Below are 22,132 nucleotides of genomic sequence, written 5' to 3' on the forward strand. Positions count from 1 at the left end.
CCTCACGCCTCCTTATTCTCGACCACAGGGCTCTCGATGACGGCCAGCACGGCGTCCAGGGCGACCTGGGCGCCCGGACGGGCCGGCAACCGTACGACCACGCCCGCGACCGGCGCGGTGACGGTGTGCTCCATCTTCATCGCCTCGACCACGACGAGGGCCTGGCCCTCGGCGACCTGGTCGCCCTCGGCCGCCTTGACCGCCAGGACCGTACCCGGCATGGGGCTGCGCAGCACGCCGTCCCCGGCGGCGGCGTCGGCGGCGCCGCTCTCGGCCCGGACGTGCTCGGCCAGCGCCCAGGCCCGCCCGCCCCGTCCCAGCCACAGGGTGGCGTCCGCGCGGGCCGCCGCGAACGCGACCGTCCGCCCGCCGTAGGTCAGGACCAGCGACGACGGCCCGTCGGCGCGCAGCGACGCGGGTACCGGACCGGCGCCGCCGACGGCCACGAGCGCGTCGTGCGCGCGGCCCTGGACCCGGACCTCGACGGGGCCGCCGCCGGCCGGCGTGATGATCCACGTGGTCCAGGCGGGGGCGCCGGGACGCCAGCCGTCCGGGACGGCCCAGGGGTCGGGGTCACCGGTCTCCAGCGCGAGCATCCGCTCGAGCGCGGCGGCGGCGAGCGCCTCGGGCGGGACCGGCGGCGCGGCGGCGAGCCCGTCCAGGGACCGCTCGACCAGACCGGTGTCCAGGCGTCCCGCGGCCACGTCGGGGTGCCGCAGCAGCTCGCGCAGGAACGGGACGTTGGTCGGGACGCCCAGCAGCGTGTACGAGCCCAGCGCCCGGTCGAGCCGGTGCAGCGCCTCGGCGCGATCCGCGCCCCAGGCGATCACCTTGGCCAGCATGGGATCGTACGAGCCGCCGACCTCGGTGCCCGCGGCCAGGCCCGAGTCGACGCGGACGTGTTCGCCGGACGGCTCGTCCAGCGCCAGCACCCGCCCGCCGGTCGGCAGGAATCCGCGGGACGGCTCCTCGGCGTAGACGCGGGCCTCGACCGCGTGCCCGCGCAGCGCGACGTCGTCCTGCGCGAACGGCAGCGGCTCCCCGGCCGCGACGCGCAGCTGGAGCTCGACCAGGTCCAGGCCCGTGACCAGCTCGGTGACCGGGTGCTCGACCTGGAGCCGGGTGTTCATCTCCATGAAGAAGTACTCGCCCGGACGGTCGGCGGAGACGATGTACTCGACCGTCCCGGCGCCGGTGTAGCCGACCGCGCGGGCCGCCGCGACCGCCGCGGCGCCCATGCGCGCCCGGGTCGCGGCGTCCAGCAGCGGCGACGGCGCCTCCTCGACGATCTTCTGGTGCCGGCGCTGCAGGCTGCACTCGCGCTCGCCCAGGTGGACCGCGCCGCCGTGCGCGTCGGCGAACACCTGGATCTCGATGTGCCGGGGGTTCTCGACGAACCGCTCGGCCAGCAGCGTGCCGTCGCCGAACGAGGCGACCGCCTCGCGGCGGGCGGCCGCGATCGCGTCGGCCAGCCCGGCCTCCTCGCGCACCAGCCGCATGCCCTTGCCGCCGCCGCCCGCGGACGGCTTGAGCAGCACGGGAAACCCGATCGCGACGGCGGCCCCGGCCAGCTCGGTGTCCGACAGGCCGGGCTCGTCGCGGCCGGGCACCACCGGGACGCCCGCTTCGGCGACCGTCCGCTTGGCCCGGATCTTGTCGCCCATCGTCTCGATCGCGCCGGCAGGCGGGCCGACGAACACGATCCCGGCGTCCGCGCAGGCCCGCGCGAACGCGGCGTTCTCGGCCAGGAACCCGTACCCCGGGTGGATCGCCCGCGCCCCGGCGCCGCGCGCGGCCCCGATGATCGCGTCGATGTCCAGGTAGGACGGGACCAGCACCGCCTCGTCGGCGTCCCGTACGTGCGGGGCCCCGGCGTCGGCCGCGGTGTGCACGGCCACCGAGCCGATCCCGAGCCGGCGGAGCGTCCGGAACACGCGGACGGCGATCTCCCCCCGGTTGGCCACCAGGACGCTGTCGAACATCATCAGGATCTCCACATCGTCGGACCCGCCGCTCACATCCGGAAGACGCCGTAGCCGACCGGCTCCAGCGGCGCGTTCGCGGCCGCCGACAGGCCCAGGCCGAGCACCCGGCGGGTGTCGCGCGGGTCGATGACGCCGTCGTCCCAGAGCCGGGCGGTGGAGTAGTACGGGTTGCCCTGCCGCTCGTACCGGTCGCGGATCGGGGCCTTGAACTCCTCCTCGGCGGCCGCGGTCCACTCGTCCCCGAGCTGGTCGCGGCGGACCGTGGCCAGCACGCTCGCGGCCTGCTCGCCGCCCATGACCGAGATCCGCGCGTTCGGCCACATCCACAGGAACCGGGGCGCGTACGCCCGGCCGCACATCGCGTAGTTCCCCGCGCCGAACGACCCGCCGATCACCACCGTGAACTTCGGGACGCGCGCGCACGACACCGCCGTGACCATCTTGGCGCCGTTCTTGGCGATCCCGCCCGCCTCGTACTCGCGGCCGACCATGAAACCGGTGATGTTCTGCAGGAACACCAGCGGGGTCGAGCGCCGGTCGCACAGCTCGATGAAGTGCGCGCCCTTCAGCGCCGACTCGCCGAACAGGATCCCGTTGTTGGCGACGATCCCGACCGGGTGGCCGTGGATCCGGGCGAACCCGGTGACCAGCGTCGTCCCGTACTCCTTCTTGAACTCCTGGAACCGGCTGCCGTCCACGATCCGGGCGATCACCTCGCGCACGTCGTAGGGGGTGCGCGGGTCGGGCGGGACGACGCCGTACAGCTCGCCCGGATCGCGGGCGGGCTCCGCGGGGGCGGCGACGTCCCAGGGGCGCGGCTCGCGCGGCCCGAGCGTGCCCACGATGTCGCGGACGATCGCCAGCGCGTGCGCGTCGTTCTCGGCCAGGTGGTCGGTGACGCCCGAGGTGCGCGAGTGCAGCTCGCCGCCGCCGAGCTCCTCGGCCGAGACGACCTCGCCGGTGGCCGCCTTCACCAGCGGCGGCCCGCCCAGGAAGATGGTGCCCTGGCCGCGGACGATCACGGCCTCGTCGCTCATCGCCGGGACGTAGGCGCCGCCCGCCGTGCACGAGCCCAGCACCGCCGCGATCTGGGGGATGCCCGCGCGCGACATCGTGGCCTGGTTGTAGAAGATGCGCCCGAAGTGCTCCCGGTCGGGGAAGACCTCGTCCTGGCGGGGCAGGAACGCGCCGCCGGAATCCACCAGGTACACGCACGGCAGCCGGTTGTGCAGGGCCACCTCCTGCGCGCGCAGGTGCTTCTTCACCGTCATCGGGTAGTAGGTGCCGCCCTTGACGGTCGCGTCGTTGGCGACCACGACGCACTCGCGGCCCGCGATCCGGCCGATCCCGGTGATGATCCCGGCGCCCGGGGCCTCGTCGTCGTACATCCCGTGCGCCGCGAGCGGCGCCAGTTCCAGGAACGGCGATCCCGGGTCGAGCAGGGCGTCCACGCGGTCGCGGGGGAGCAGCTTGCCGCGTGCGACGTGCCGCTCACGGGACCGCGGCGGCCCGCCCTCGCCGGCCCGGCCGAGGTGCTTGCGCAACTCAGCGGCCAGCGCCTCGTTGTGCGCGGCGTTGCCCTTGAACGCCTCGCCGCCGGGATCGGCGCGGGTGCCCAGCTCCGGTGGTCCGCTCATCGTCCGCCCCTTGCCCACCCAAGTTAATGCTCATTAACAAAGGAGATGTTAACCATCATTAACAACGCCAGTCTAGACTGTGGCCATGACCCAGGCCACCGGCGACCCGCCCGCACCGGCGAATCCGCGGCGGGCGGAGATCCTCGGCGCCGCCGCCGAGCTGTTCGCGCGGCGCGGCTTCCACGGCGTGTCGATCGGCGATCTCGGACGCGCCGTCGGCCTCACGGGCCCGGCCCTCTACCGGCACTTCCGGGGCAAGGAGGCGGTGCTGGCGGAGATGCTCCTGGACATCAGCCGGAGACTCCTGGACGAGGGCGTCCGCCGCGCCGCCGCCCCGGACCCCGACCAGGCCCTGGACTCCCTCATCCAATGGCACATCGCGTTCGCGCTCGACAACCCGGCCCTGATCACCGTGCACGGCCGCGAGTTGGACAACGTGCCCGAGACACAGCGCCACCAGGTCCGGCGGTTGCAGCGGGCATACGTAGAGGAGTGGGTCGGCGTGCTGCGCCGGCTGCGGCCCGGCGACCCGTTGCCGCGCACGCGCGCGGCCGTCCACGCCTGCTTCGGCCTGCTCAACTCCACCCCGCACAGCGCCAGCGACCTGGACCGCGAGGCCATGGCCGGACTCCTGCGAACCATGGCACGAGCCGCCCTACGCGCAACCCCACCGCCTCCTTGAGCCCCGCGCCTACCTGCGAGAACAGAGCGGGAGCGGATAACGGCCCGGCCCTGGTCGGCGAGTCGGGAAGCGAGTGGCAAATTCGCTTCGGGATGCGTCGAACGATTCGCGACACGCCTGCGTACAACGGCACATGAAGGACCAGAAGGTCGCTCCACTCGGCGATGACGCGCTCACCGGCCGGACCGCCCGCGGCGAGGTGGCGACATCGGCCCGGCATGCCAGCCGCCCGGCGGCCGCCGCGCGGACCGGTCCCTCACCCGCCGCCCCGCCCTCACCCGCCTCTTCTCCATCGCCCGCTTCGGCATCGGCGACGACCCTGCCGCTGCCCAGACCCACGCCCACGCCGTCGTCCCCGTCCACGGCGCCGCCGGCGACGGCCGGCGACGCAAGGCCGTCCGGGGACCCGGACCCGACCCACCGCGACCTGCCCGCCCTGGGCCCGGAGATCGAGAAACCACGCGTGACCGCCACCGACCTGCCGATCCAACGCCCCCACGAGACCGTTCCGGCGATCGCCGACCTGGCACCTTCGCGATCAGAGGAAACCGTCGGGTTCTGGCCCTGCCTGTCCTGCGGGCGCCCCGTCCCCCAGCCCGAGGGCGGCGCCCGTCCGCTCCGCTACTGCCAGGACAACGACGGCGCGTGCGCCGAAGAGGGGCTGCGCCGCCGCGAACGCACCCTCGACACCCTCGACACCTCCACGCTCACCGGCCAGGTCGCCTGGGTCTGGGAGATGGTCGACCGGATGGAGTCCATGGCGGGACGGCTCGCCGGCTCCCTGGCCTCCGAACTGAGCGTCGCCGGCGTCGAACGCCAGGCCGCCCTCGTGCGCGCGGAAGCCGCCACGCAGATCGCCCACGCCCAAGAGGAACGCGAAGTCTCACAACGCCAAGCCGAGAAGGCCTGGCGCGAAGCGAACCAGGCCCGCTACCGCGCCGACGCCGCCGAACGCGAGGCGACGGCGGCGCGCACCGAAGCGGAACAGGCCGTCACCGACCGGGACGCGGCCCGCGCGGAGGCCGCCCAGGCGAAGGAGGACGGCAACGAGGCCGCCGCGGCACGGCTCGCCGCCGAAGCCGAACGCGACCACGTCCGCTCGCGCGAAAGCGAACTCCTGGCCGCCCTGGAGAACGCACGGTCCGAACTGGTCAGCCTGCACGGCCGGCTGTCGGAGTCGGAGACCATCGTGGAGGGGCAGCGCGTCGAGGCCGACGCCGCGCTCCGCGCGTCCGAAGACCTGCGCGCCACCATACGGGAGGCCGAGGCCAAACGCGGGCACGCCGTCGCCGAACGCGACCAGATGCAGGCCCGCCTCTACGAGGTCGAACAGCAGAACTGGCAACTGTCCCGCACCGCCGAAGAACTGCGCGCCGCCGTCTCGGCCCTCACCGAGGAACGCGACGCCGCCCGTGCCGAGGCCGAACGCGCACGCCGTCGCGTGGACGCCCTCACCCAGCAGATGAACACCCCGCGCAACGGCACCCGAATGCCGGTCGACCAGGAGCCTCCAACAGGGCTGCACCCGCTGAACGGCGTGCGGCTACCGCATGCCGGCTGAATCGACGTAGAGGAGGTGGTCTCTCTTCCACAGCACTGGCCCTAGCGGCCGCCGCGTCGCACCGGGGTGACGCGGCGGCCGCGCCACGCCGTCTAGCGGTCCTGGAGAAACCCGGTGTAGTCGACGGCACCCGCGTACACGGCGGAGTGCACGGCCCGCGCGATGCGCGCACCCCACGTCGAACGAGGACCCGCGAACGGCTCGGCTTCGGTCACGGGGATCGGCGCGGCGACGCAGATGGCGTCCGAGGCGGTGCCGGTACAGGAGTAGCCCGCTTCCAGGAGCGCCTGGGTCTTGGCCTCAGTGGCCGTCATCACCGCGTTGACCAGTGCGGCGTCTGACAACGCGGCCGGGACCTCCACCAGGATGTTGACCGTCCCGGGCCGAGGGAAGACCTGCGCCGCGTCGTCGACCGGGGCCAGCTCCGGGTCGCTCGCACCGGCAGGGGCGGCGGCCCAGGTGGGAACGCGGAGACCGACGGTGGCGCACGCGTTCACGCCCTTGTCGGACGCGCGCATCGTCCGGTCCACCGCCGCCGCCGTGAGCATGCCGACACCCGGCCCGCGAAGCCCGAGCGAAGCGGCCAGCTCACGCAGGTGCTCCACCGGGTCCAGCCGCGAGTACTCCCCAGGCACCTGGGCGTTCAGGACCCAGCCGCCCGGCCCGACCCCACCGCCGACCAGCGCGGAGGAGATCATGCGCATGCCCGGCCCCGCATGCCAGACGGTGGACGCGAGCCTGGCGCCGTCCTCCGCACGCCACACCGTCCGAAGTCTCATGGACGCTCCGGGGAAAGGACCGGCCGGCCGTCGGCCCCCGCGGAAACCTGGACGCGGGCATCGAAATGCGCCGCCACGATCTCCCGCGTGAGCACCCGCGAGGGCGGACCGGCCGCCGCCACCCGTCCGGCCGACAACAGCACCAGCCGGTCGGCGTACTGCCCGGCCAGGGTCAGATCGTGAATCGTCGTCACCACCGTCAGCCCGTCCGCGAGCCGCAACCGGTCGATCAGCTCCAGAACCTGCTGCTGGTGCCCGATGTCCAGCGCGGTCGTGGGCTCGTCCAGCAGTAGCACCGAGGTCTGCTGGGCGAGCGCGCGGGCCAGCACCACCCGCTGCCGCTCCCCGCCCGACAGCTCCTCCAGCGGCCGCGCCGCCAGCCCGCCCAGATCCAGCCGCTCCAGGACATCGCGGGCGATCGCCCGGTCACCGGCGCCCTCCCGGCCCAGATGCGGGATGTACGGCGAACGGCCCAGCAGCGTGTAGTCGAACACCCGCATCCCCGCGGGCAGCGCGGGATTCTGCGGGGCGTAGGCCACCAGCCGCGCCCGCCGCCGCGGCCTCAGGGCGCGCGGATCCGTCCCCGCGACCGTGATCCGTCCGAGGCCCGGACGCAAACCCAGGACGGCGCGCAGCAGCGTGGACTTGCCCGCCCCGTTCGGCCCGATCACCGCCGTCCAGGACCCTGGCCGCGCGTCCAGCGAAACGCCGTCCAGAACCTTCCGCCCGCCCAGCGTCACACTCAGGTCGCGTACCGCGATCGTCACGTCCCGACCTCCCTGCGGGTGGCGCGCAGCACGACGACGAAGAACGGGCCGCCCACGAAGGCCGTCACCACGCCGAGCGGCAGCTCGCCCGGCGCCACCACGCTCCGCGCGACCAGGTCCGCCAGGCCGAGGAACGCGGCCCCGCCCAGCAGCGACAGCGGCAGCACGATCCGGTACGAGCCGCCCGCCAGCCTCCGCACGACGTGCGGCACCACGATCCCGACGAAACCGATCAGGCCGCTGACCGCCACCGCGCACGCCGTCGCCAGCGACGCGGCGATTAGCACCACCAGCCGGACCCGCGAGGCCGACAAACCCAGCGAGGACGCCTCCTCGTCGCCCACGCCCAGCACGTCCAGCAGCCTGCCGTGCAGGAGCAGCACCACGCCCGAGACCAGCGCGTACGGCGCGACCATGGCGAGCTGCCGCCAGTCGGCCGTTCCCACACCGCCCAGGATCCACGAGTAGATGCGCTGCAGCTCCTGCGCCCGCGCCTGCTGCAGGAAGGTCTGCACGGCGGCGAGGAAGCTGGACACCGCGACGCCCGCAAGCACCAGCGTCGCCGCGCCGGAGCCCGCCATGCTGCCCAGCGCGTACGCGAGGAAGACCCCGCCGACCGCCCCGGCGAACGCCGCCACCGGCACGCTGTACACCGGGTCCGCGGGCGTCACCACGATGACGAGCGTCGCGCCCACCCCGGCCCCCGCGGCCGCGCCGAGCAGGTACGGGTCCGCGAGCGGATTGCGGAAGACACCCTGGTAACCGGCCCCGGCCAGCGCCAGCAGCCCGCCGACCAGCGCCGCCATCAGCACCCGGGGGAGACGCAGCTCGAACAGCACGTTCTGCTCCACGACGCTGAGCCCGGAGTCGACCGCCACGAACGGCAACCGGTCCAGCACCGCCCTGAGGACCCCGTCCGCCGGCAGCTCGGCCGCGCCGACCAGCAGCCCGGCCGTCAGCGTGCCCAGGAGCAGAACGACCGCCACCCCCAACGGCACAGGCCGCAACCGCGCCGGCACCGGGTCGGTCACTGCGCCGCCGGCGCCTTCTGCACGGCCGCACCGATCGACTGCACGAACTCGGGGAGCCGCGGCCCCCAGCGGGACGCGATGTCGTCGTCGAGCTCGATGACACCGCCCTTCTTCACCGCGGTGAGGTCCTCCCAGCCCGGACGCTTCGCCACGGCCGCGGCGTTCTGCCCGCAGCACTTGGTGTCGCCCAGGAAGACCAGGTCAGGGTCGCTCTTGACGAGGTACTCACGCGACAACTGCGGGTATCCGCCCGCGGCCTTCTCCGCCTTGTCGGCGATGTTCTGCAGCCCGAACAGCCCGTAGACCTGGCCGATGAACGTCTGGGACGTCACCGTGTGCAGCTGGTTGTCCAGCTCGTGGTAGTAGGAGAGCCCCTTGCCCTTGGACGAGGCCGCGACCGTCCGCTGGATCCGGGCGCGCATGTCGCCGGTGAGCCTCCGGGCCTGCTCGCTGCGGCCGGTGGCGGCACCGAGGTCCATGATCTCGTCGTACGCCTCGTCCAGCTTCGTGGCCGACGGCTCCAGCAGCACCGGCACCTTCACCTTCTCCAGCGCCTTGACGATGCCGTTCATGTCGTCCGACAGCACCACCAGGTCGGGCTTGTGCGCGATGATCGCCTCGGCGTTGGGCTTGAACCCCGACAGCTTGGTCTTGGGCGCGTTCGCCGGATGGTTGGAGTACTCGTCGACCGCGACCACCTGCTCACCCGCCCCCAGCGCGAACAGCGTCTCGGTGTGGGTGGGGGACAGCGAAACGATCCGCTTGGGCGTGGCCGGGATCGTCACGGCCCCGTTGGCCGCCTGAACGGTCACCGCGCCCGCCGCCTCCTGCGAGCCCTTGTCGCCGGAGCCGCAGCCCGCCGCGATCACGATCATCAGGGCCGCGCCCAGGGCACGTACGGATCTCAAGGGGGCCTCCATGGCTACGGGAAGGCAGGAGCCGCCGCCACAGGGGACGGATCGCCCTTCCGCGAGGTCGATGAACGTCGGCGCGACGCGGAGGCGACCTGGCTCAGCCCATCGGGGGAGGACCATCACAGTTGCGGGACAGCGCCGGAATCACACCGGACTTCGCTCCATGACACGCTCGAACCGCACGCTATCAGCCAAACCGTTCCTGATCAGTCATCAGGAGGGGGTGTTGGACCCGCTGCCCGGCACGGCGCGTATCCCGAACGGTTTTGGATGCGCTGGTCGCCCGCGTTCTTTGTGTTCCCTGTCCGGGCACGTGCATCGTGTGCACGCTCCGTGACGGGACGGCGGGTTTCCTCACATCCTCGGAGACCACGGTCGGCCTGGACGGTCCGATGTCCTGCGCCATCGCTCTGGTGGTGCGGGGGCGGTGTCGTCCGTCGCCGGATCGGGTGTCCGAGGGCGCGTCTCGTGCCCTCGTGGAACGAGGAATTGTCGAGCGTGGTGAGAAAACTTCCCAGCCGACGCTTGGTCTGGCTGCGGTCGCCGTCTGTGAAGGCCTCCTCGACCAGTGTCATGGGCCTGGCATCGTCGGGGTATCTGTCCGTCCACGCCGGGTAAGCGCGCCGCGCACACAGCAGTTCTGTATCGATGAGCGTCTGTTCGGAACGGGCGGCGAGCGCCTCCAGGATGAGCCGCCGCAACGAATAATCAAGCTCGCCGTTCTGGTAGTTCGTCGGCTGCCCTGCGAATAGTGCCGATGTTCATCTGATCGAACCCAGTTGATAGGGTTTTTCTTTCCGTGGTGCTGATCGCTAACGATTCAGGGATTGATTAAAGGGGCGGAGGCGGCGCGGACGCGGGCCTCAGTGAGGAAGTCATGAATCGAGTTCGGCCCGGAAAGATCCCGGAGCGGACGGGCGGCACCGAACGGGGTGTTCCAGAACGAGCCGGAGCGTTGCCGCCAGGGACCCGCGTAGGCATAAGGTTCATCGAGATAGCCATCGCCAGGGGACACCCCGTAGTTGACCTCATCCAATGTGATGCCCAGGTCGAAGTGTTCGGGCCATAGGACGGGCGTGAGGTCGGGGGCGAATCGCCGCAGGGCGGCGTCGCCTCGTTCGAAGCATTCTTCCAGGTAGGCGGCCGCTCCTGCGTCGACGCTGAGGACGTCGTCGAGTTGGACGCCGCTGCCCTCCTCGTAAAGGCCCTGGGGTGCGCCCGCTTCGATATCGGTGGTGGTGCCGAGTCCTCCGCACGTGGTTCCGTTCACGGGTATCGCCCGTTCGCCCGCGATCAGCTCGGTGCCCGCGATGCGCAAGGCCGGGTCACTGATCGTGCCGAAGCCTCCGGGAGTGATGACCAGCCGGATGGTGCCGCTCTGCCGGTACTGCGCACCGGCGAGCACGTTCTCGGCGACTCCATGGAGTGCACGACGGGTCGCGATCAGATCATCGGTCATGTCGATCCCCTTTGGACGCGGCCGCGGACACGGCACAGGCAGCATCATGGTCTGCCGGCGCCCTGACCGTCACGCTTCCGACAGTTTGTACAGTCGGCGGCTTTGCCTGAACTTGCGCAGGATCACCCCCGCGTACAAGAAGCGGATTCCCTCCGCCCGCATCAGGTCCCAGTTGAGCGAGGGCGAGGGCGAGGGCGAGGGCGAAGGCGGGCGGGCCAGATCGGTGCCCGCCATGACCAGGGGGCCGCCGAACAGGTCGCCCTTGGCGTCCTTGACCGCGACGGGCGCGGCTCGGACGGCCGATGGCCCGCGCCTGACGACGCGGCGACTTTGGCCGCGGTGGGCGGAACCTGCAAGTCAAGCAGTCCGCCTTAGAAGGCGGCTTCGACCGTCCACAGCTGATGTTCGGCTGCCAGACGGTGAATCGTGTGACCTTCAGGCATGATCGATCAAGCATCGGCGGCTCACGACCGCAGCGGCTCCCCAACGTCGTGCATGTGCCGCAGCGCCTGCCCGTAGGCGTCCGGCAACCCCGTCTCCGTGTACGGCAACCGCTCGGTGCTTGCACCGACTCTGTCGGCCGTACCGTGACACTGGTCAGGACCTGCCGGAGCACCCCCACGGTCGTATGAAGAAGGTAACCGGCGGGGTCGACCCAAGGCGGGTGGCGGGTTAATCGCCGCCCAGGTAGAAGCGGCTCCCCTGGTTGTCGACGCATTCAGCGAGGGTGCCGTAGGGGCGGCGTTCCGGGTCGGAGGCGGTGCCTCCGGCGGCGCGGACGCGGGAGACCGCGGCGTCGATGTCGTCGACGGCGTAGACGGGAACGACGGTCGGGCGGTCGTGGCCGCCGTGCATGCCTGTCATGGGGTGCACTTCGCCCTGGTCGATCTGGACCGACCAGCCGTCCGGGACCCGCCCCGGGATGAAGCGCCAGTCGAGCACCGTGCCGAAGAAAGCGCGGGCGCGGGCGGAGTCGGGCACCTCAAGCGTCACATAGGAGATCTCGCCCGCGGAGGCGCGCAGCGGCGGGACGGGGGGACGGGCGGAGGCGGCCGGGGCCTTGTCGGGGTCTTCGTAGACGGCGAAGATCATCCCCTGGTCGTCGGTGCACATGGAGACCTGCCCGTACGGTGCCTCGTGCGGTTCCTCCGCCTCACCGCCGGCCGAGCGGATGCGTTCGACCGCCTGGTGCACATCGTCGACCGCGAAGCAGAGGAAGAGGGTGCGGTGGTCTTGGCCGCCCCAAAGCCCGATGCGCTGGTGGGGGAGGCCTTCGACCTGGCGCTGGCGGCCCTGGTCGGTGCTTTCGGTGGCGAAGTGCCATTCCAGCACGGAGCCGTAGAAGGCGGTGGCCTGATCGACCTCCGGGAGCCGGAGCGAGGCATAGGCGATGTCGCCGTGCCGGGGACCGGTCGGGGGCGCCGGCGGTGAGTTGATCATCCAGCGGTGGCCGAACGGGTCGATGATCACGCCGTTGCGTCCGTAGGGCTGGTCGGCGACCGGCCGGGTGAGCTCCGCGCCCTCCGCCACGGCGCGGCCGACGACCGTGTCGACATCGGGCACGGTGAGATAGATCGACTGGCTGGGGCCGCCGCGCGTCTTGGGGCCCAGCAGTTCCAGTTCGGGCCATTCGTCGGCCAGCATCAGCACCGAGTCGCCGATGGCCAGCTCGGCATGCCCGACCCGGCCGTCCTCCATCATCACCGGCTCGCGGCGCGGTCGGGCGTCGAAGACGCGTGCGTACCATTCGAGCGCGCGCGGGCCGTCGTCGACGCAGAGATAAGGGGTGAGCGAGTGCACCCGTGCCTCGGCCTCGGTCTGGTCGGCCGCTGATGTGGGCGCCGACGAGGTGCCCGTGCTCGTGAACGACATGCTGTCTCCCGTGGTGGTGCCCGTCGGGCCCAGCAGCGCGCGGCGCAGGCGCTCGCGCAGCCGGGCGGCGAAGATCGGATCGGGGTCGGCGGGGGTGATCGGCGTGCGGAGGGCCTTCAGCGGGTCAGTCATCACGGCCCTCCTCTCCATGGCAGCGTTCTGCGTAGGCGCGCCGGAACGCGGCCCGCGCCCGGACCAGCAGCGCCTCGGTGGCGTGCAGGGTGCGGCCCAGATGATCGGCGACCTGCGGCACCGGGAGCCCGTCCAGATAGCGCAGGGTCAACGCCGCCTGATGGTGCGGGCCGAGCGTGGCGAGCACGTCGCGGGCCAACAGCGCGTCCAGGCGTTCCTCCCAGGGGTCGTCGGTGTCGGTCCGGCCCGCGTCGACGGCCCGCAAGCCGCGTTCCTCGCGCGCCGCACGACGCCAGTGGTCGGCCAGCTTGTGCCGGGCCACTCCTACCAGCCATGACGCGGACAACTCCGGTGGGGACTCCTTGCGGACGGCCTCGACCGCGGCGAGGAACGTTTCCGCGGTGAGGTCCTCCGCCAGAGCCCGTCGCCCGCATCGGGACAGCAGGTACCCATAGACCTCGGGCAGCGCCTCGTCGTAGAGAGCGAGTAGCGCCGGGCCCGGGTCGGGTTCCACGCCCTGTCTCGGCTGTCCCATATCCCTCCATCGCTCGGCGCCCCGCTTCTCCGACGGGCGGGAGCGGAGTTTCTTTTGATCACTTACAGTAATCGATCGCTTCGTGTGTGTGACGATCAACGTCGAGTTGGGGATATCTCCGACGTTTTCCTTGCTTGAGCGCGATGGCCCTTCGTGTCCGACGGTCGCCCAGGGGGCGGGTCAGCCATCGTGGAGAGATGCGATGCCGGCGGTGGTGGCCGGCCTGCTGATAAGCGTTCGGGCGTGTCCTTGGCGGGGCCGACACGGTCTTCGTTGGACACAAGCGACCATCCCTGGCCGGGCGGGCCGGCCTGAGGAAGGCTTGGGTTCGTGGAGGTGGGAGACCCCGATCCGGATATTTTAGAAGATTGGTCATGATGAGGTTGTGAGAGAGCCCGAGCCGCTGACCCTCTTCACCCGCGACGCCGTTCGCATCGACGCCGGTCACAGCCCTGGGAACCGGGCTCTGTGCGTCGTGCTGGTGCATGGGTTCACCTGTTCATGGCGGCAGCCTCCGCTTCGCCGGATCGCCTCCGTCCTGAACGTCCACGGGGGCGTGATCGGCCTCGATCTTCGCGGCCATGGCCGGTCCGGGGGCCGTTCGACGGTGGGCGATCGGGAGGTTCTCGACATCGAGGCCGCCGTGGCCACGGCCCGTCGACGCGGATACGGACGCGTCGCCGTCGCGGGGTTCTCTTTGGGCGGTGCGGTAGCCGTGCGTCATGCCGCCCTGTACGGAGGTATAGACGCCGTCATATCGGTGAGCGCACCCGCACGTTGGTACTACCGCGACACGGTTCCCATGCGACGCATCCATTGGGTCATCGAACGCCGGGTGGGTCGTCTGGCGGTGCGCCTGGCCCGGGGGACGCGCGTTGCCGCGAACGGTTGGAATCCCGAACCGGAGGCACCGCATGTGGTCGTCTCCAGGATCGCCCCTACACCGCTCCTGGTGGTGCATGGCGACGCCGACCCGTTCCTTCCGTTGGAACACGCCCATCAGCTGTACGACGCGGCGCGCGATCCTCGCGAACTATGGATTGAGCCTGGCTTCGGGCACGCAGAGGTCTCCGTGACCCCGGACCTCATAAGGCGCATAGGGGAATGGGCGCTCGTGCAACGCTGAGGCGAATCGCAGTCGGTCGAGGCACGCCCGGGCAGCCGGAAGGCCCGCTCGCCCAACACCACCGCACCGCACAGGACCGCGGATGGCGCCACGTAGGCCGACTCGGGCACAACCGGTAGTGATCCATGATCATCCTCATGGGCTCCCGGTTATCCACAGTTTTCGGAAGCACTTCCGATCATCCGGCAGCGCTCGCCAGCATCGACGGCATGAAGACGAGAAGCATCCGCTGGCGGCTCGCCGGCGCGACGACCGGCCCGCTTCCGTACGACTTGGAGACGACCACGGCCACCCGCGCCGCCCTGATCGGCCGGCTCCATCCGCCCAGGATCGTGGCGCGCCGTGCCGCCGCGTGGATCTGGGGCCTCGACGTCCTACCGCCCGACCCGTACGAGTCGCATCACGAGGTCGACATGACCGGCGAGGAGGAATTACCGCCGTCCCACATCGTCGAGGAGTCGGGCTTACGGCTGACGTCACTGCCGCGGACGGCGCTCGACTGCGCACGCTGGCTTCCCCGGATGGAGGCGGTGGCGGCACTCGACCAATTCCTGCGCGCAGGCGTCGAACCAGCGGTCCTCAGGGGCATGGCCCAAGACCTCAAAGGGCTTCCCAATTGCTCACGCTTGCGCGAAACCCTGCGTCTAGGCGACCCGGGCGCGGCATCCCCTGGTGAAAGCCGGACCCGCTTCATTCTCGTCGACACCGGTTTTCCGAAGCCTCGGACGCAAGTCCCCGTAATGGGCCCGCGAGGCGACCTCTTCTATATCGATCTCGGCTACGAGAAGTTCCGCGTTGGCATGGAGTACGACGATGAACAGCACTACACAGGCCCCCACGCCCGGGCCAGAGACGAAGGCCGCCGCCGCTGGCTCGCCCGCGAGAAGGGCTGGGAGATCATACCCGTCACCCGGGACTTCCTCCCGTGCCCCGCCCCCTACCTGAAAGCCCTCCTGACGGCTCTCCTCAACCGGGGCTGGGATCCGGACGACAAGACCATGGATCGCATAGCCACCCGCATCACGCGATTCCATCGCAACTCCGTGTGAATGGAAGGCCACCGCGATCGCGCGCCTAGCGGCCGCCCGGGGACGCCGTCGCGCTGACCGCGGCGCTGAACGCCGTGGCCGGCGCCAGCAGGCGGAGCACGCGTGCTCGGCCACGGCGGCCGAACCGCGCGGCTACATCCCCGTTAGTCCCTGGCCATCACGGTAAAGGTGAACCCGGCGCTCGTCGGACGGCGCAGCGGCATGTCGCGCGATTCGCTGACGCAGAGCCGACCCGCCTGGCATGTTGCGCGCCTCTCAACTGGCAGCGGGGCTGACCGCCGACGGGCGCTGCAAGCGGTGCGGGGAGCGCAAAGTGCCGCTCTCGTGCCGCGCCGGTGGGTTCGTCCCATTGGGGGATGTGGACGGCTCTCTGGGGGGAGGTCGGCTCGGCTGGGTTTGGCGAAGGCTAGCGGTGCACAAGAGGGAGGAAACCGTGATGAACATTCTCAGCCCTGCTCCGTCTCAGCCTCGCTGGATCGTCTGGGCGGCATATGCCGTGCCGCTGTGCGTGCTGCCCTCGGTCTTGTGGCGGCTCGCTCTGGTGGTCGGGCTTTTCGACGAGCACGAAGCCGCGCCACTCGGGGTGACATGGGGTGAACGGCTTTACGTCCCATCGCTCAGCATCATCTCTATGGGGCTGGCCTTGCTCACCTTGGGGCTGGTCCAGCCGTGGGGACGGGTCGTCCCACGATGGGTTCCGTTCCTTGGGGGAAGGCCAGTCCCGACACTCGCGGCTGTAATTCCCGCCACGGCAGGGAGCGTCGCCCTCTTCGGGTTGTGCGCCTACGTCGTTCTGAACGGCATCTTCAGCTGGGTCGATCGAGGCCTTGTCCTCATAGGCGATGACCAAGGCGCTCAAATGCCGACCGGGCTTGCGGGGAACCTGGTGGCGCTCTGCTACGCGCCACTGTTCGCCTGGGCTCCACTTCTGGCCATCGTCACGATTGCCTACTACAAGACCCGTTCGGCAGAAGACCGGCCCGGAGGTGGGCGCCTTGCGTCGTAGGTCGACGCGGTCGCCCGTCTCGGGCGGGGCCCGTGTCCGCGCGCGGCCCCAGGACGCCCGCGCCGCCCCCGGGCACCCGTAGCTGCAAGGGCGGCGACGTATTCCTCGTAGAGGGTGTGGTGGACGAGGTGGCGTCCGATGGTCATGCAGATTTGGCCCTGGTGCAGGAATGAGCCCCAGGCGGTCTGGCCCCTCGGGCGGCCGGGTTCGCGTGACGACGGCCGCTGCACCCCAGGACGGCAGGTTGCTTGCCCGCTGTCAATGGTCACTGTCGTCAGGTGCGGCGGGCAGGCCGCCTTCGTCGGGGACCGAGGCGTTCCGGGCGGGCATTGCCCGCACGGTCGTCTGTTATTGATCTACATTGTAAAGGCGCTGGGCGGGCGAGCGGCGCCCCGCCGCCGGCCGTAGCTGGGCGGAGCAGGCGGGCGTGCTGCGGCCTGGCTCCGGGCCTCGCCGCGGCGCTGGGTGGGGGGGTAAGGGGTGGGGCACGCGGACGGTCTCTGCCCAGAAGCGGCTGTGGTTAGGCGCGTGGTGCCCGCTCGCCTAGCGCGGTGACCGTGGCGGACTGCAGTTGGGCCACCCGGCGGCGGGCCCATTTCGGCCCGCGCGTACCGGGTGGCGGAAGCTCGCACTGCTCTGGCTCAATGCCTGGAGCATTGGGCGCAAGGATGAATCAGTGCGGCCCGGTCGGTGAGCCTGAGCCGATCCTCGGCCTCACTGCATTAGAGCGTGGGTGTGGTCGCCATTTTCGTGATCGTGCGGTGTCGGAGGCCTGCCCTAGGCTGAGGGCGTTCGACGGGGCGTTGAGGGCGGAGAGCGGCATGAAATGGTTTGGTGGACGCGACTCCGCTGATGGCGGGACTGGTGACGGGGACGTCGGTGCGCAGGATCCGGTCCTCGGGCTGGTGTGCGCTGTGGTCGAGCACCACGGGTACGAGTTCACGGTGGTCGACGGCGACGAGCTCGAACTGCGGCGTCCCGGGTTCACGGAGCCGGTCCGGATGTACCTCACCAACCTGCGGCAGTGGGTGGCGCAGGAGCCGGAGGACCAGTGGCCGGCGATCGTCTCCGATTTCGTGGGCACGCTGATCACCACGACCGAGGTCGACATCGACGATTCTCTGGATCTGAACGACTTCGCGCTGGTGCGGCCGCTGTTGCGGATGCGGCTGTACGCCGACGACTTCCAGGCCGGGATGGAGGTCGTCCAGCGGTCGGTGGCGCCGGGCCTGGTGGAGGTCCTGGTCATCGACAAGCCCACTTCGCTGTTGATCGTGAGTACCGACACGGCGGCGGAGTGGGAGACCGGACGGGACGAGCTGTTCCGCGTCGCGCGCGACAACGTGCGGGCGGACGGCCCGTTGGAGGTGGAAGACGACGACTTCGACGGTGTGCGGCTGTGCTCGCTCGGCGGTGAGACCGCTTACGTCACGGCGCATGCGCTGTGGGCGGGCGACTACCCGGTCACCGGAACGCACGGTGCGCTGATCGCCGTGCCGGCGCAGGGGGTGGTGCATGCCGCGCCGGTGCACGGCGATGATGTGCCGGGCGCGATGAACCTGATGATCCGGCTGGCATGGGCGGGGCACCGGGAGGGGCCGCGCTCGATCAGCCCGAACGTCTACTGGTGGCGGGACGGGGAGCTGCGGCTGGCGGGCGCGGTCGAGGAGCGGGACGACGCCCTCGCCGTGTCGATCAGCGGGGAGTTCCAGTCCCTTCTGGAGCGGTCGGTACGGGACTGACCCGGTGGCGCAGTGTGCGCCAGGTGAGCAGCCCGACCGGTACCGGCGCCCAGTAGGTGATGGCGCGGAAGAGCAGCACGGCCTGCAATGCCGTACCGGCGCCGATGCCGACGGCGGCGAGCGCGCCGACCAGCGCGGCCTCGGTGGAGCCGAGCCCGCCGGGCGCGGGCAGCGCCGCGCCGGCGGCGGCGCCCACGAGGTAGGCGGCCAGTAGGGGCAGGACGTCGTCCGATGTGGCGGTGCCGGGGACGGCCAGGACGCTGATCGCGAAGGCCAGGCCGAGGACCAGCGTGGTGGCGGCGGAGGCGGTCAGCGTGAGAGCGAGGTCGCCGGGGCGGCGGCACAGGTCGGTCATGCCGGTCAGCGCCTGGCCGACGGCGGGGGAGCGCAGCGCCCGGCGGATCAGCAGCACGGCGACGGGCAGCAGCAGGACCGCGGCGATCAGGGCCGGGGCGGGCGGCAGGAGGTCGACGATCTTGACTGCCTGCTCGGCCACCGTCTCCAGCATGCGCGAGTCCTGGGCGATCAGGAGCACGATGATCAGCAGGATGAGATCGGCGGGTGCTCCGGCCACCTGGAGCGAGGCGACGGTCACGGCGGCCTTGCCGAGAGGCATGCCCCGGCACATCAGGTAGCGCGTGTTGACGGCCACCGCTCCGAGCCCGCTCGGCGTTACGCGGTTGGCGGCGGCCGCGGTGAACTGCGTCAGCGTCGTCTCGTACAGCGGAAGCCGGTGCCCGGCGGCGCCGCGCAGCGCGATGGCGGCCAGGACGTAGTGCAGGATCGACAGGACGCCCAGGGCGGGCACGAACTCCCACCGGACGTCGTGGAAGGCGGTCGCCATGGAGCGCCACGGGTCATCGCCGTAGACCGCGAACAGGGCCGCGAGGAGCCCGAGCGCCACGCCCGCGCTCAGCGCGAGATGCAATGCCCAACGCCGGTTGGTGGCTGCCGTGTTCGGTGCGCGCTTGTGTTCGGCGGCTGGGCGGAGGGCTCGCAGGCGGGTGGCGAGCCGGGTTCGGGGCGTCTGGTCGGGAGACGCGGCGGGGGTGTCGGTCGTGATGTTCGCGGCGTCACCGGCGGGTGCCGCGCGTTCGGCGCCGGCAGCGATCGTCTCCACACCTTCAGTTGTCGGTTGCTTGTCTGAAGGGTATGCGACCGGCCGATACATCTGAGGCGAACAACGGCGGGCGCCCCGCCTCGTCTCAGGCGGCGGGCTGGTAGCGCTGGGATCGGGTTTGGGATCCGATGTAGCGGAGGGTGCTGCGCAGCGTCCAGTGGTTGAGACGGGTCGGGACGACGCGGTAGCCCTGCCGGTGGGCAAGGGCGAGGGCGGAGAAGCGGACCTGGTCGGCGGGGCTCCAGGGGATGTCGAAGCGCTCGCGGACGATGGAGGGCAGGCAGCCGAAGGTGAGCAGGCGCAGGGGGCGTTCGGCCACGAGGCGGCCGGCGCGTTCGAGGCGGGCGCCGCCGACCGGCATGAGGGAGACGGTCTCGGAGCCGTATCTGGCGATGTCGAGGGCGCGCGCGGCGGCGGGGGTGAGTTCGAGGCGCTTGGCGCAGACGTGCCAGAACTTGGACTGGAACGAGGCGTGGTCGGCCGGTACGGGGCGCATGCTGACGCCGTAGCGGGAATACCAGGTGACGGTCTCGGCGTAGAGCCGCTCGCGGTCCTCGGCGGTGAGGGTGCGGGGGTGGAACAGCTCGGCGGCCTTGAAGATCTCCCAGGTGAAGGTGGCGTGCGCCCACCAGTAGGTCTCCGGTTCGAGGGCGTGGTAGCGGCGGCGGTGCTCGTCGACGCCGCCGATGGCGCGGTGCAGGTCGCGGATGCCGTGGGCGCGCTGCTCGCCGTCGGGGGCCAGGATGGTGGCCCAGATCTGGGGGACGGACCGGTAGATGCGATCGAAGGGGGCGTCGAAGAAGGCCGAGTGCTGGGAGACGCCCGCGCCGATGCCGGGGTGCATGAGCTGCATGAGCCCGGCGGCCGCGCCGGGGAGGAGGGACCGCATGTCGGCGGCGTAGGACCACAGCAGGGAGCCGGGGCCGAGGGGAGTGGTGGGTCCGGACATCGCACCTCCTGAACGCCGCGGCCTTCATGATGAGACAAGAGGCAATATTTGTCTAATGTCCGGTCCCCGGGAGTCGTGGTGTCCTCCCGGGAACCGGTCCGGTGTCAGGAGGCGGGCTTGTAGACGGCGACGGCGCAGGCGCTGCCCAGGCCGATGTTGTGCTGGAGTGCGACGCGGGCGTTGTCGACCTGCCGCCCGCCCGCCTGGCCGCGCAGCTGCCAGGTCAGCTCGGCGCACTGGGCGAGGCCGGTGGCGCCGAGCGGGTGGCCCTTGGAGATGAGGCCGCCGGACGGGTTGACGACCCATCGGCCGCCGTAGGTGGTGGCCTCGTCGTCGACGAGTTTGTGGCCCTCGCCGACCTCCGCCATGCCGAGCGCCTCGTAGGTGATCAGTTCGTTGGCGGAGAAGCAGTCGTGCAGCTCGATGACGTCGACGTCGTCGATCCCGATCTGCGCCTCGTCCATCGCCTTGCGGGCGGCGCGCTGCGAGCAGCCGAAGCCCACGACCCGGATGGAGGAGTGGTCGGCGAAGCTGTCGGGGGTGTCGGTGGCGATGTAGTGGCCGGCGATCTCGACGGCCTGGTCCCACAGCTGGTGTTCGTCCACGAACCGCTCGCTCGCCACGATCGCGGCCCCCGCGCCGTCGGAGGTCGGGGAGCACTGCAGCTTGGTGAGCGGGTCGTAGATCATCTTGGCGTTCTTGACGTCGTCCAGTGAGTATTCGTCCTGGAACTGGGCGTAGGGGTTTTGCGCCGAGTGCTTGTGGTTCTTCCAGCCGATCCACGCGTAGTGGTCGGGGGTGGAGCCGTACTTCTCCATGTGCTCGCGGCCGGCGTTGCCGAACATCTGCGGCATCGGCGCCTTGTCCATCTCCCACGGCCGTCCGGCCACCATGGAGTTGAGGTGGTGGTCGATGATGGAGACCTTGGACTTGCCCATGCCCGTGCCGAGCGAGCCCTTCTCCATCTTCTCCATACCGAAGGCCAGCACGCAGTCGGCGAGCCCGCCGCGGATCGCCTGCCGGGCCATGAACAGTGCGCTGGACCCGGTGGCGCAGGCGTTGGAGACGGTCATCACGGGGATGCCGGTCATGCCGATCTCGTAGAGGGCGCGCTGGCCCATCGCCCCGTAGGCCGAGCCCGCGTACGCCTGTTCCACCCGCTCGTAGGCGACTCCCGCGTCCTCCAGGGCCTTGCCGACGGCCTCCTTGGCCATGTCGGGGTAGTCCCATTCGCGGGAGCCCGGCTTCTCGAACTTGGTCATGCCGACACCGACGACGAACGTGCGATTGGCCATCAGGCCCGCCTCCTCGTACCGAATCGAGTTCGGTCTCACGATAACGCGGTGCCCGCACGAGCGCTCGCTCGGACCGCCCTCAGGCGCGCCGGACCGCCCTCAGCCGCGCGGGACCGGCTCGAACAGCTCCACCGGATTGCCCGCCGGGTCCTCGATCAGCAGCTGCTTGCCGCCCGCACCCTCGATCACCTCGCTGCGGAGCCGCACGCCTGCCTCGCGCATCTCGGCGGCGGCGCGGTCCATGTCCGCGACCTCGATCTGGAAGCGGTTCCAGCCGCCCGGTTCGGGACGCCGCCCGTCCGGCATGGGCTGGGACGCGCCGCCCGGCCCCGACACCGGGCTCAGCAGCAGCCGCAGATCGCCCCGCGACAGCATGGCGAACCCGGATCCCGCCTGGAACTCCATCTCGAATCCCAGCCGGTCACGGTAGAACTCGGCGGCGAGGCCGACGTCGTCCACGATGTAGCGCACGCTGACCGTTCCCATGGACA

At 71.1% G+C, this 22,132-nt stretch carries 20 protein-coding genes; 6 read left to right on the forward strand and 14 right to left on the reverse strand.

The features are described 5' to 3' along the window. Window positions 1–2: 2 nt before the first annotated feature. Window positions 3–1,982 (reverse strand): ATP-binding protein, encoded by a 1,980-nt coding sequence (locus ABD340_RS15185; protein WP_344589629.1) that lies wholly within the window; start codon window positions 1,980–1,982, stop codon window positions 3–5. A 32-nt stretch (window positions 1,983–2,014) separates the two neighbouring features. Further along, window positions 2,015–3,622, reverse strand: a complete 1,608-nt coding sequence (locus tag ABD340_RS15190) for a carboxyl transferase domain-containing protein (RefSeq protein ID WP_344589578.1) — start codon at window positions 3,620–3,622, stop codon at window positions 2,015–2,017. An 85-nt stretch (window positions 3,623–3,707) separates the two neighbouring features. Here ABD340_RS15190 and ABD340_RS15195 point away from each other — a divergent pair, with 85 nt between their 5' ends. Continuing rightward, window positions 3,708–4,304 (forward strand): SACE_7040 family transcriptional regulator, encoded by a 597-nt coding sequence (locus ABD340_RS15195; RefSeq protein WP_344589579.1) that lies wholly within the window; start codon window positions 3,708–3,710, stop codon window positions 4,302–4,304. A 133-nt stretch (window positions 4,305–4,437) separates the two neighbouring features. Beyond that, window positions 4,438–5,865 carry a chromosome segregation ATPase gene (locus ABD340_RS15200; RefSeq protein WP_344589580.1) on the forward strand — a complete coding sequence of 476 codons (1,428 nt, stop codon included), beginning with the start codon at window positions 4,438–4,440 and terminating at the stop codon, window positions 5,863–5,865. 92 nt (window positions 5,866–5,957) lie between these two features. On the opposite strand, the gene ABD340_RS15205 is transcribed toward ABD340_RS15200, so the two are convergent. The 7 genes from ABD340_RS15205 to ABD340_RS15235 form a co-directional block, all read right to left on the reverse strand. Continuing rightward, window positions 5,958–6,644 carry an adenosylcobinamide amidohydrolase gene (locus ABD340_RS15205; RefSeq protein ID WP_344589581.1) on the reverse strand — a complete coding sequence of 229 codons (687 nt, stop codon included), beginning with the start codon at window positions 6,642–6,644 and terminating at the stop codon, window positions 5,958–5,960. Next, complete coding sequence (locus ABD340_RS15210) at window positions 6,641–7,411, reverse strand: ABC transporter ATP-binding protein (protein WP_344589582.1); 771 nt, start codon at window positions 7,409–7,411, stop codon at window positions 6,641–6,643. Before ABD340_RS15210 ends, ABD340_RS15205 begins: the two co-directional genes overlap by 4 nt. Continuing rightward, the gene (locus ABD340_RS15215; RefSeq protein WP_425547358.1) at window positions 7,408–8,442 is read right to left on the reverse strand and encodes a FecCD family ABC transporter permease; all 1,035 of its coding nucleotides are present in this window, start codon (window positions 8,440–8,442) and stop codon (window positions 7,408–7,410) included. Before ABD340_RS15215 ends, ABD340_RS15210 begins: the two co-directional genes overlap by 4 nt. Further along, window positions 8,439–9,350 carry an ABC transporter substrate-binding protein gene (locus tag ABD340_RS15220; protein ID WP_344589583.1) on the reverse strand — a complete coding sequence of 304 codons (912 nt, stop codon included), beginning with the start codon at window positions 9,348–9,350 and terminating at the stop codon, window positions 8,439–8,441. The genes ABD340_RS15215 and ABD340_RS15220 overlap by 4 nt, the downstream gene beginning before the upstream one ends. A gap of 826 nt (window positions 9,351–10,176) precedes the next feature. Further along, entirely contained in the window at window positions 10,177–10,815 is a 639-nt protein-coding gene (locus ABD340_RS15225) for a hypothetical protein (RefSeq protein ID WP_344589584.1), read from the reverse strand. A 672-nt stretch (window positions 10,816–11,487) separates the two neighbouring features. Beyond that, window positions 11,488–12,819 carry a VOC family protein gene (locus tag ABD340_RS15230; protein WP_344589585.1) on the reverse strand — a complete coding sequence of 444 codons (1,332 nt, stop codon included), beginning with the start codon at window positions 12,817–12,819 and terminating at the stop codon, window positions 11,488–11,490. Further along, window positions 12,812–13,354 (reverse strand): RNA polymerase sigma factor, encoded by a 543-nt coding sequence (locus ABD340_RS15235; protein WP_344589586.1) that lies wholly within the window; start codon window positions 13,352–13,354, stop codon window positions 12,812–12,814. Before ABD340_RS15235 ends, ABD340_RS15230 begins: the two co-directional genes overlap by 8 nt. 385 nt (window positions 13,355–13,739) lie before the next feature. Here ABD340_RS15235 and ABD340_RS15240 point away from each other — a divergent pair, with 385 nt between their 5' ends. From ABD340_RS15240 to ABD340_RS15250, 3 genes are all read left to right on the forward strand, one after another. Beyond that, window positions 13,740–14,480, forward strand: a complete 741-nt coding sequence (locus ABD340_RS15240) for an alpha/beta hydrolase (protein WP_344589587.1) — start codon at window positions 13,740–13,742, stop codon at window positions 14,478–14,480. 125 nt (window positions 14,481–14,605) lie between these two features. Next, window positions 14,606–15,529, forward strand: a complete 924-nt coding sequence (locus ABD340_RS15245; protein ID WP_344589588.1) for a hypothetical protein — start codon at window positions 14,606–14,608, stop codon at window positions 15,527–15,529. A 436-nt stretch (window positions 15,530–15,965) separates the two neighbouring features. Beyond that, on the forward strand, window positions 15,966–16,535 hold the full coding sequence (locus ABD340_RS15250; protein ID WP_344589589.1) for a hypothetical protein: 570 nt from the start codon (window positions 15,966–15,968) through the stop codon (window positions 16,533–16,535). Here the strand turns inward: ABD340_RS15250 and ABD340_RS15255 are convergent. Continuing rightward, window positions 16,481–16,681, reverse strand: coding sequence for a hypothetical protein (locus tag ABD340_RS15255; RefSeq protein ID WP_425547359.1), 201 nt, complete (start codon window positions 16,679–16,681; stop codon window positions 16,481–16,483). The two genes, ABD340_RS15250 and ABD340_RS15255, sit on opposite strands and share 55 nt — an antisense overlap. A 675-nt stretch (window positions 16,682–17,356) precedes the next feature. On the opposite strand from ABD340_RS15255, the gene ABD340_RS15260 reads away from it, so the two are divergent. Beyond that, window positions 17,357–18,277, forward strand: coding sequence for a DUF1444 domain-containing protein (locus ABD340_RS15260; RefSeq protein WP_344589590.1), 921 nt, complete (start codon window positions 17,357–17,359; stop codon window positions 18,275–18,277). On the opposite strand, the gene ABD340_RS15265 is transcribed toward ABD340_RS15260, so the two are convergent. The 4 genes from ABD340_RS15265 to ABD340_RS15280 form a co-directional block, all read right to left on the reverse strand. Continuing rightward, window positions 18,231–19,397 carry a lysylphosphatidylglycerol synthase domain-containing protein gene (locus ABD340_RS15265; RefSeq protein WP_344589591.1) on the reverse strand — a complete coding sequence of 389 codons (1,167 nt, stop codon included), beginning with the start codon at window positions 19,395–19,397 and terminating at the stop codon, window positions 18,231–18,233. The genes ABD340_RS15260 and ABD340_RS15265 overlap by 47 nt on opposite strands. Window positions 19,398–19,482: 85 nt before the next feature. Continuing rightward, window positions 19,483–20,346, reverse strand: coding sequence for an oxygenase MpaB family protein (locus ABD340_RS15270; protein WP_344589592.1), 864 nt, complete (start codon window positions 20,344–20,346; stop codon window positions 19,483–19,485). A 104-nt stretch (window positions 20,347–20,450) separates the two neighbouring features. Beyond that, window positions 20,451–21,641: a thiolase C-terminal domain-containing protein gene (locus tag ABD340_RS15275; RefSeq protein WP_344589593.1), complete on the reverse strand. Its 1,191-nt coding sequence runs from the start codon at window positions 21,639–21,641 to the stop codon at window positions 20,451–20,453. Window positions 21,642–21,740: 99 nt separating this feature from the next. Next, window positions 21,741–22,127 (reverse strand): VOC family protein, encoded by a 387-nt coding sequence (locus tag ABD340_RS15280; RefSeq protein ID WP_344589594.1) that lies wholly within the window; start codon window positions 22,125–22,127, stop codon window positions 21,741–21,743. Window positions 22,128–22,132: the final 5 nt, after the last annotated feature.

Origin of the sequence: Actinomadura vinacea, assembly GCF_039532545.1 — a bacterium.
GTDB lineage: Bacteria > Actinomycetota > Actinomycetes > Streptosporangiales > Streptosporangiaceae > Spirillospora > Spirillospora vinacea.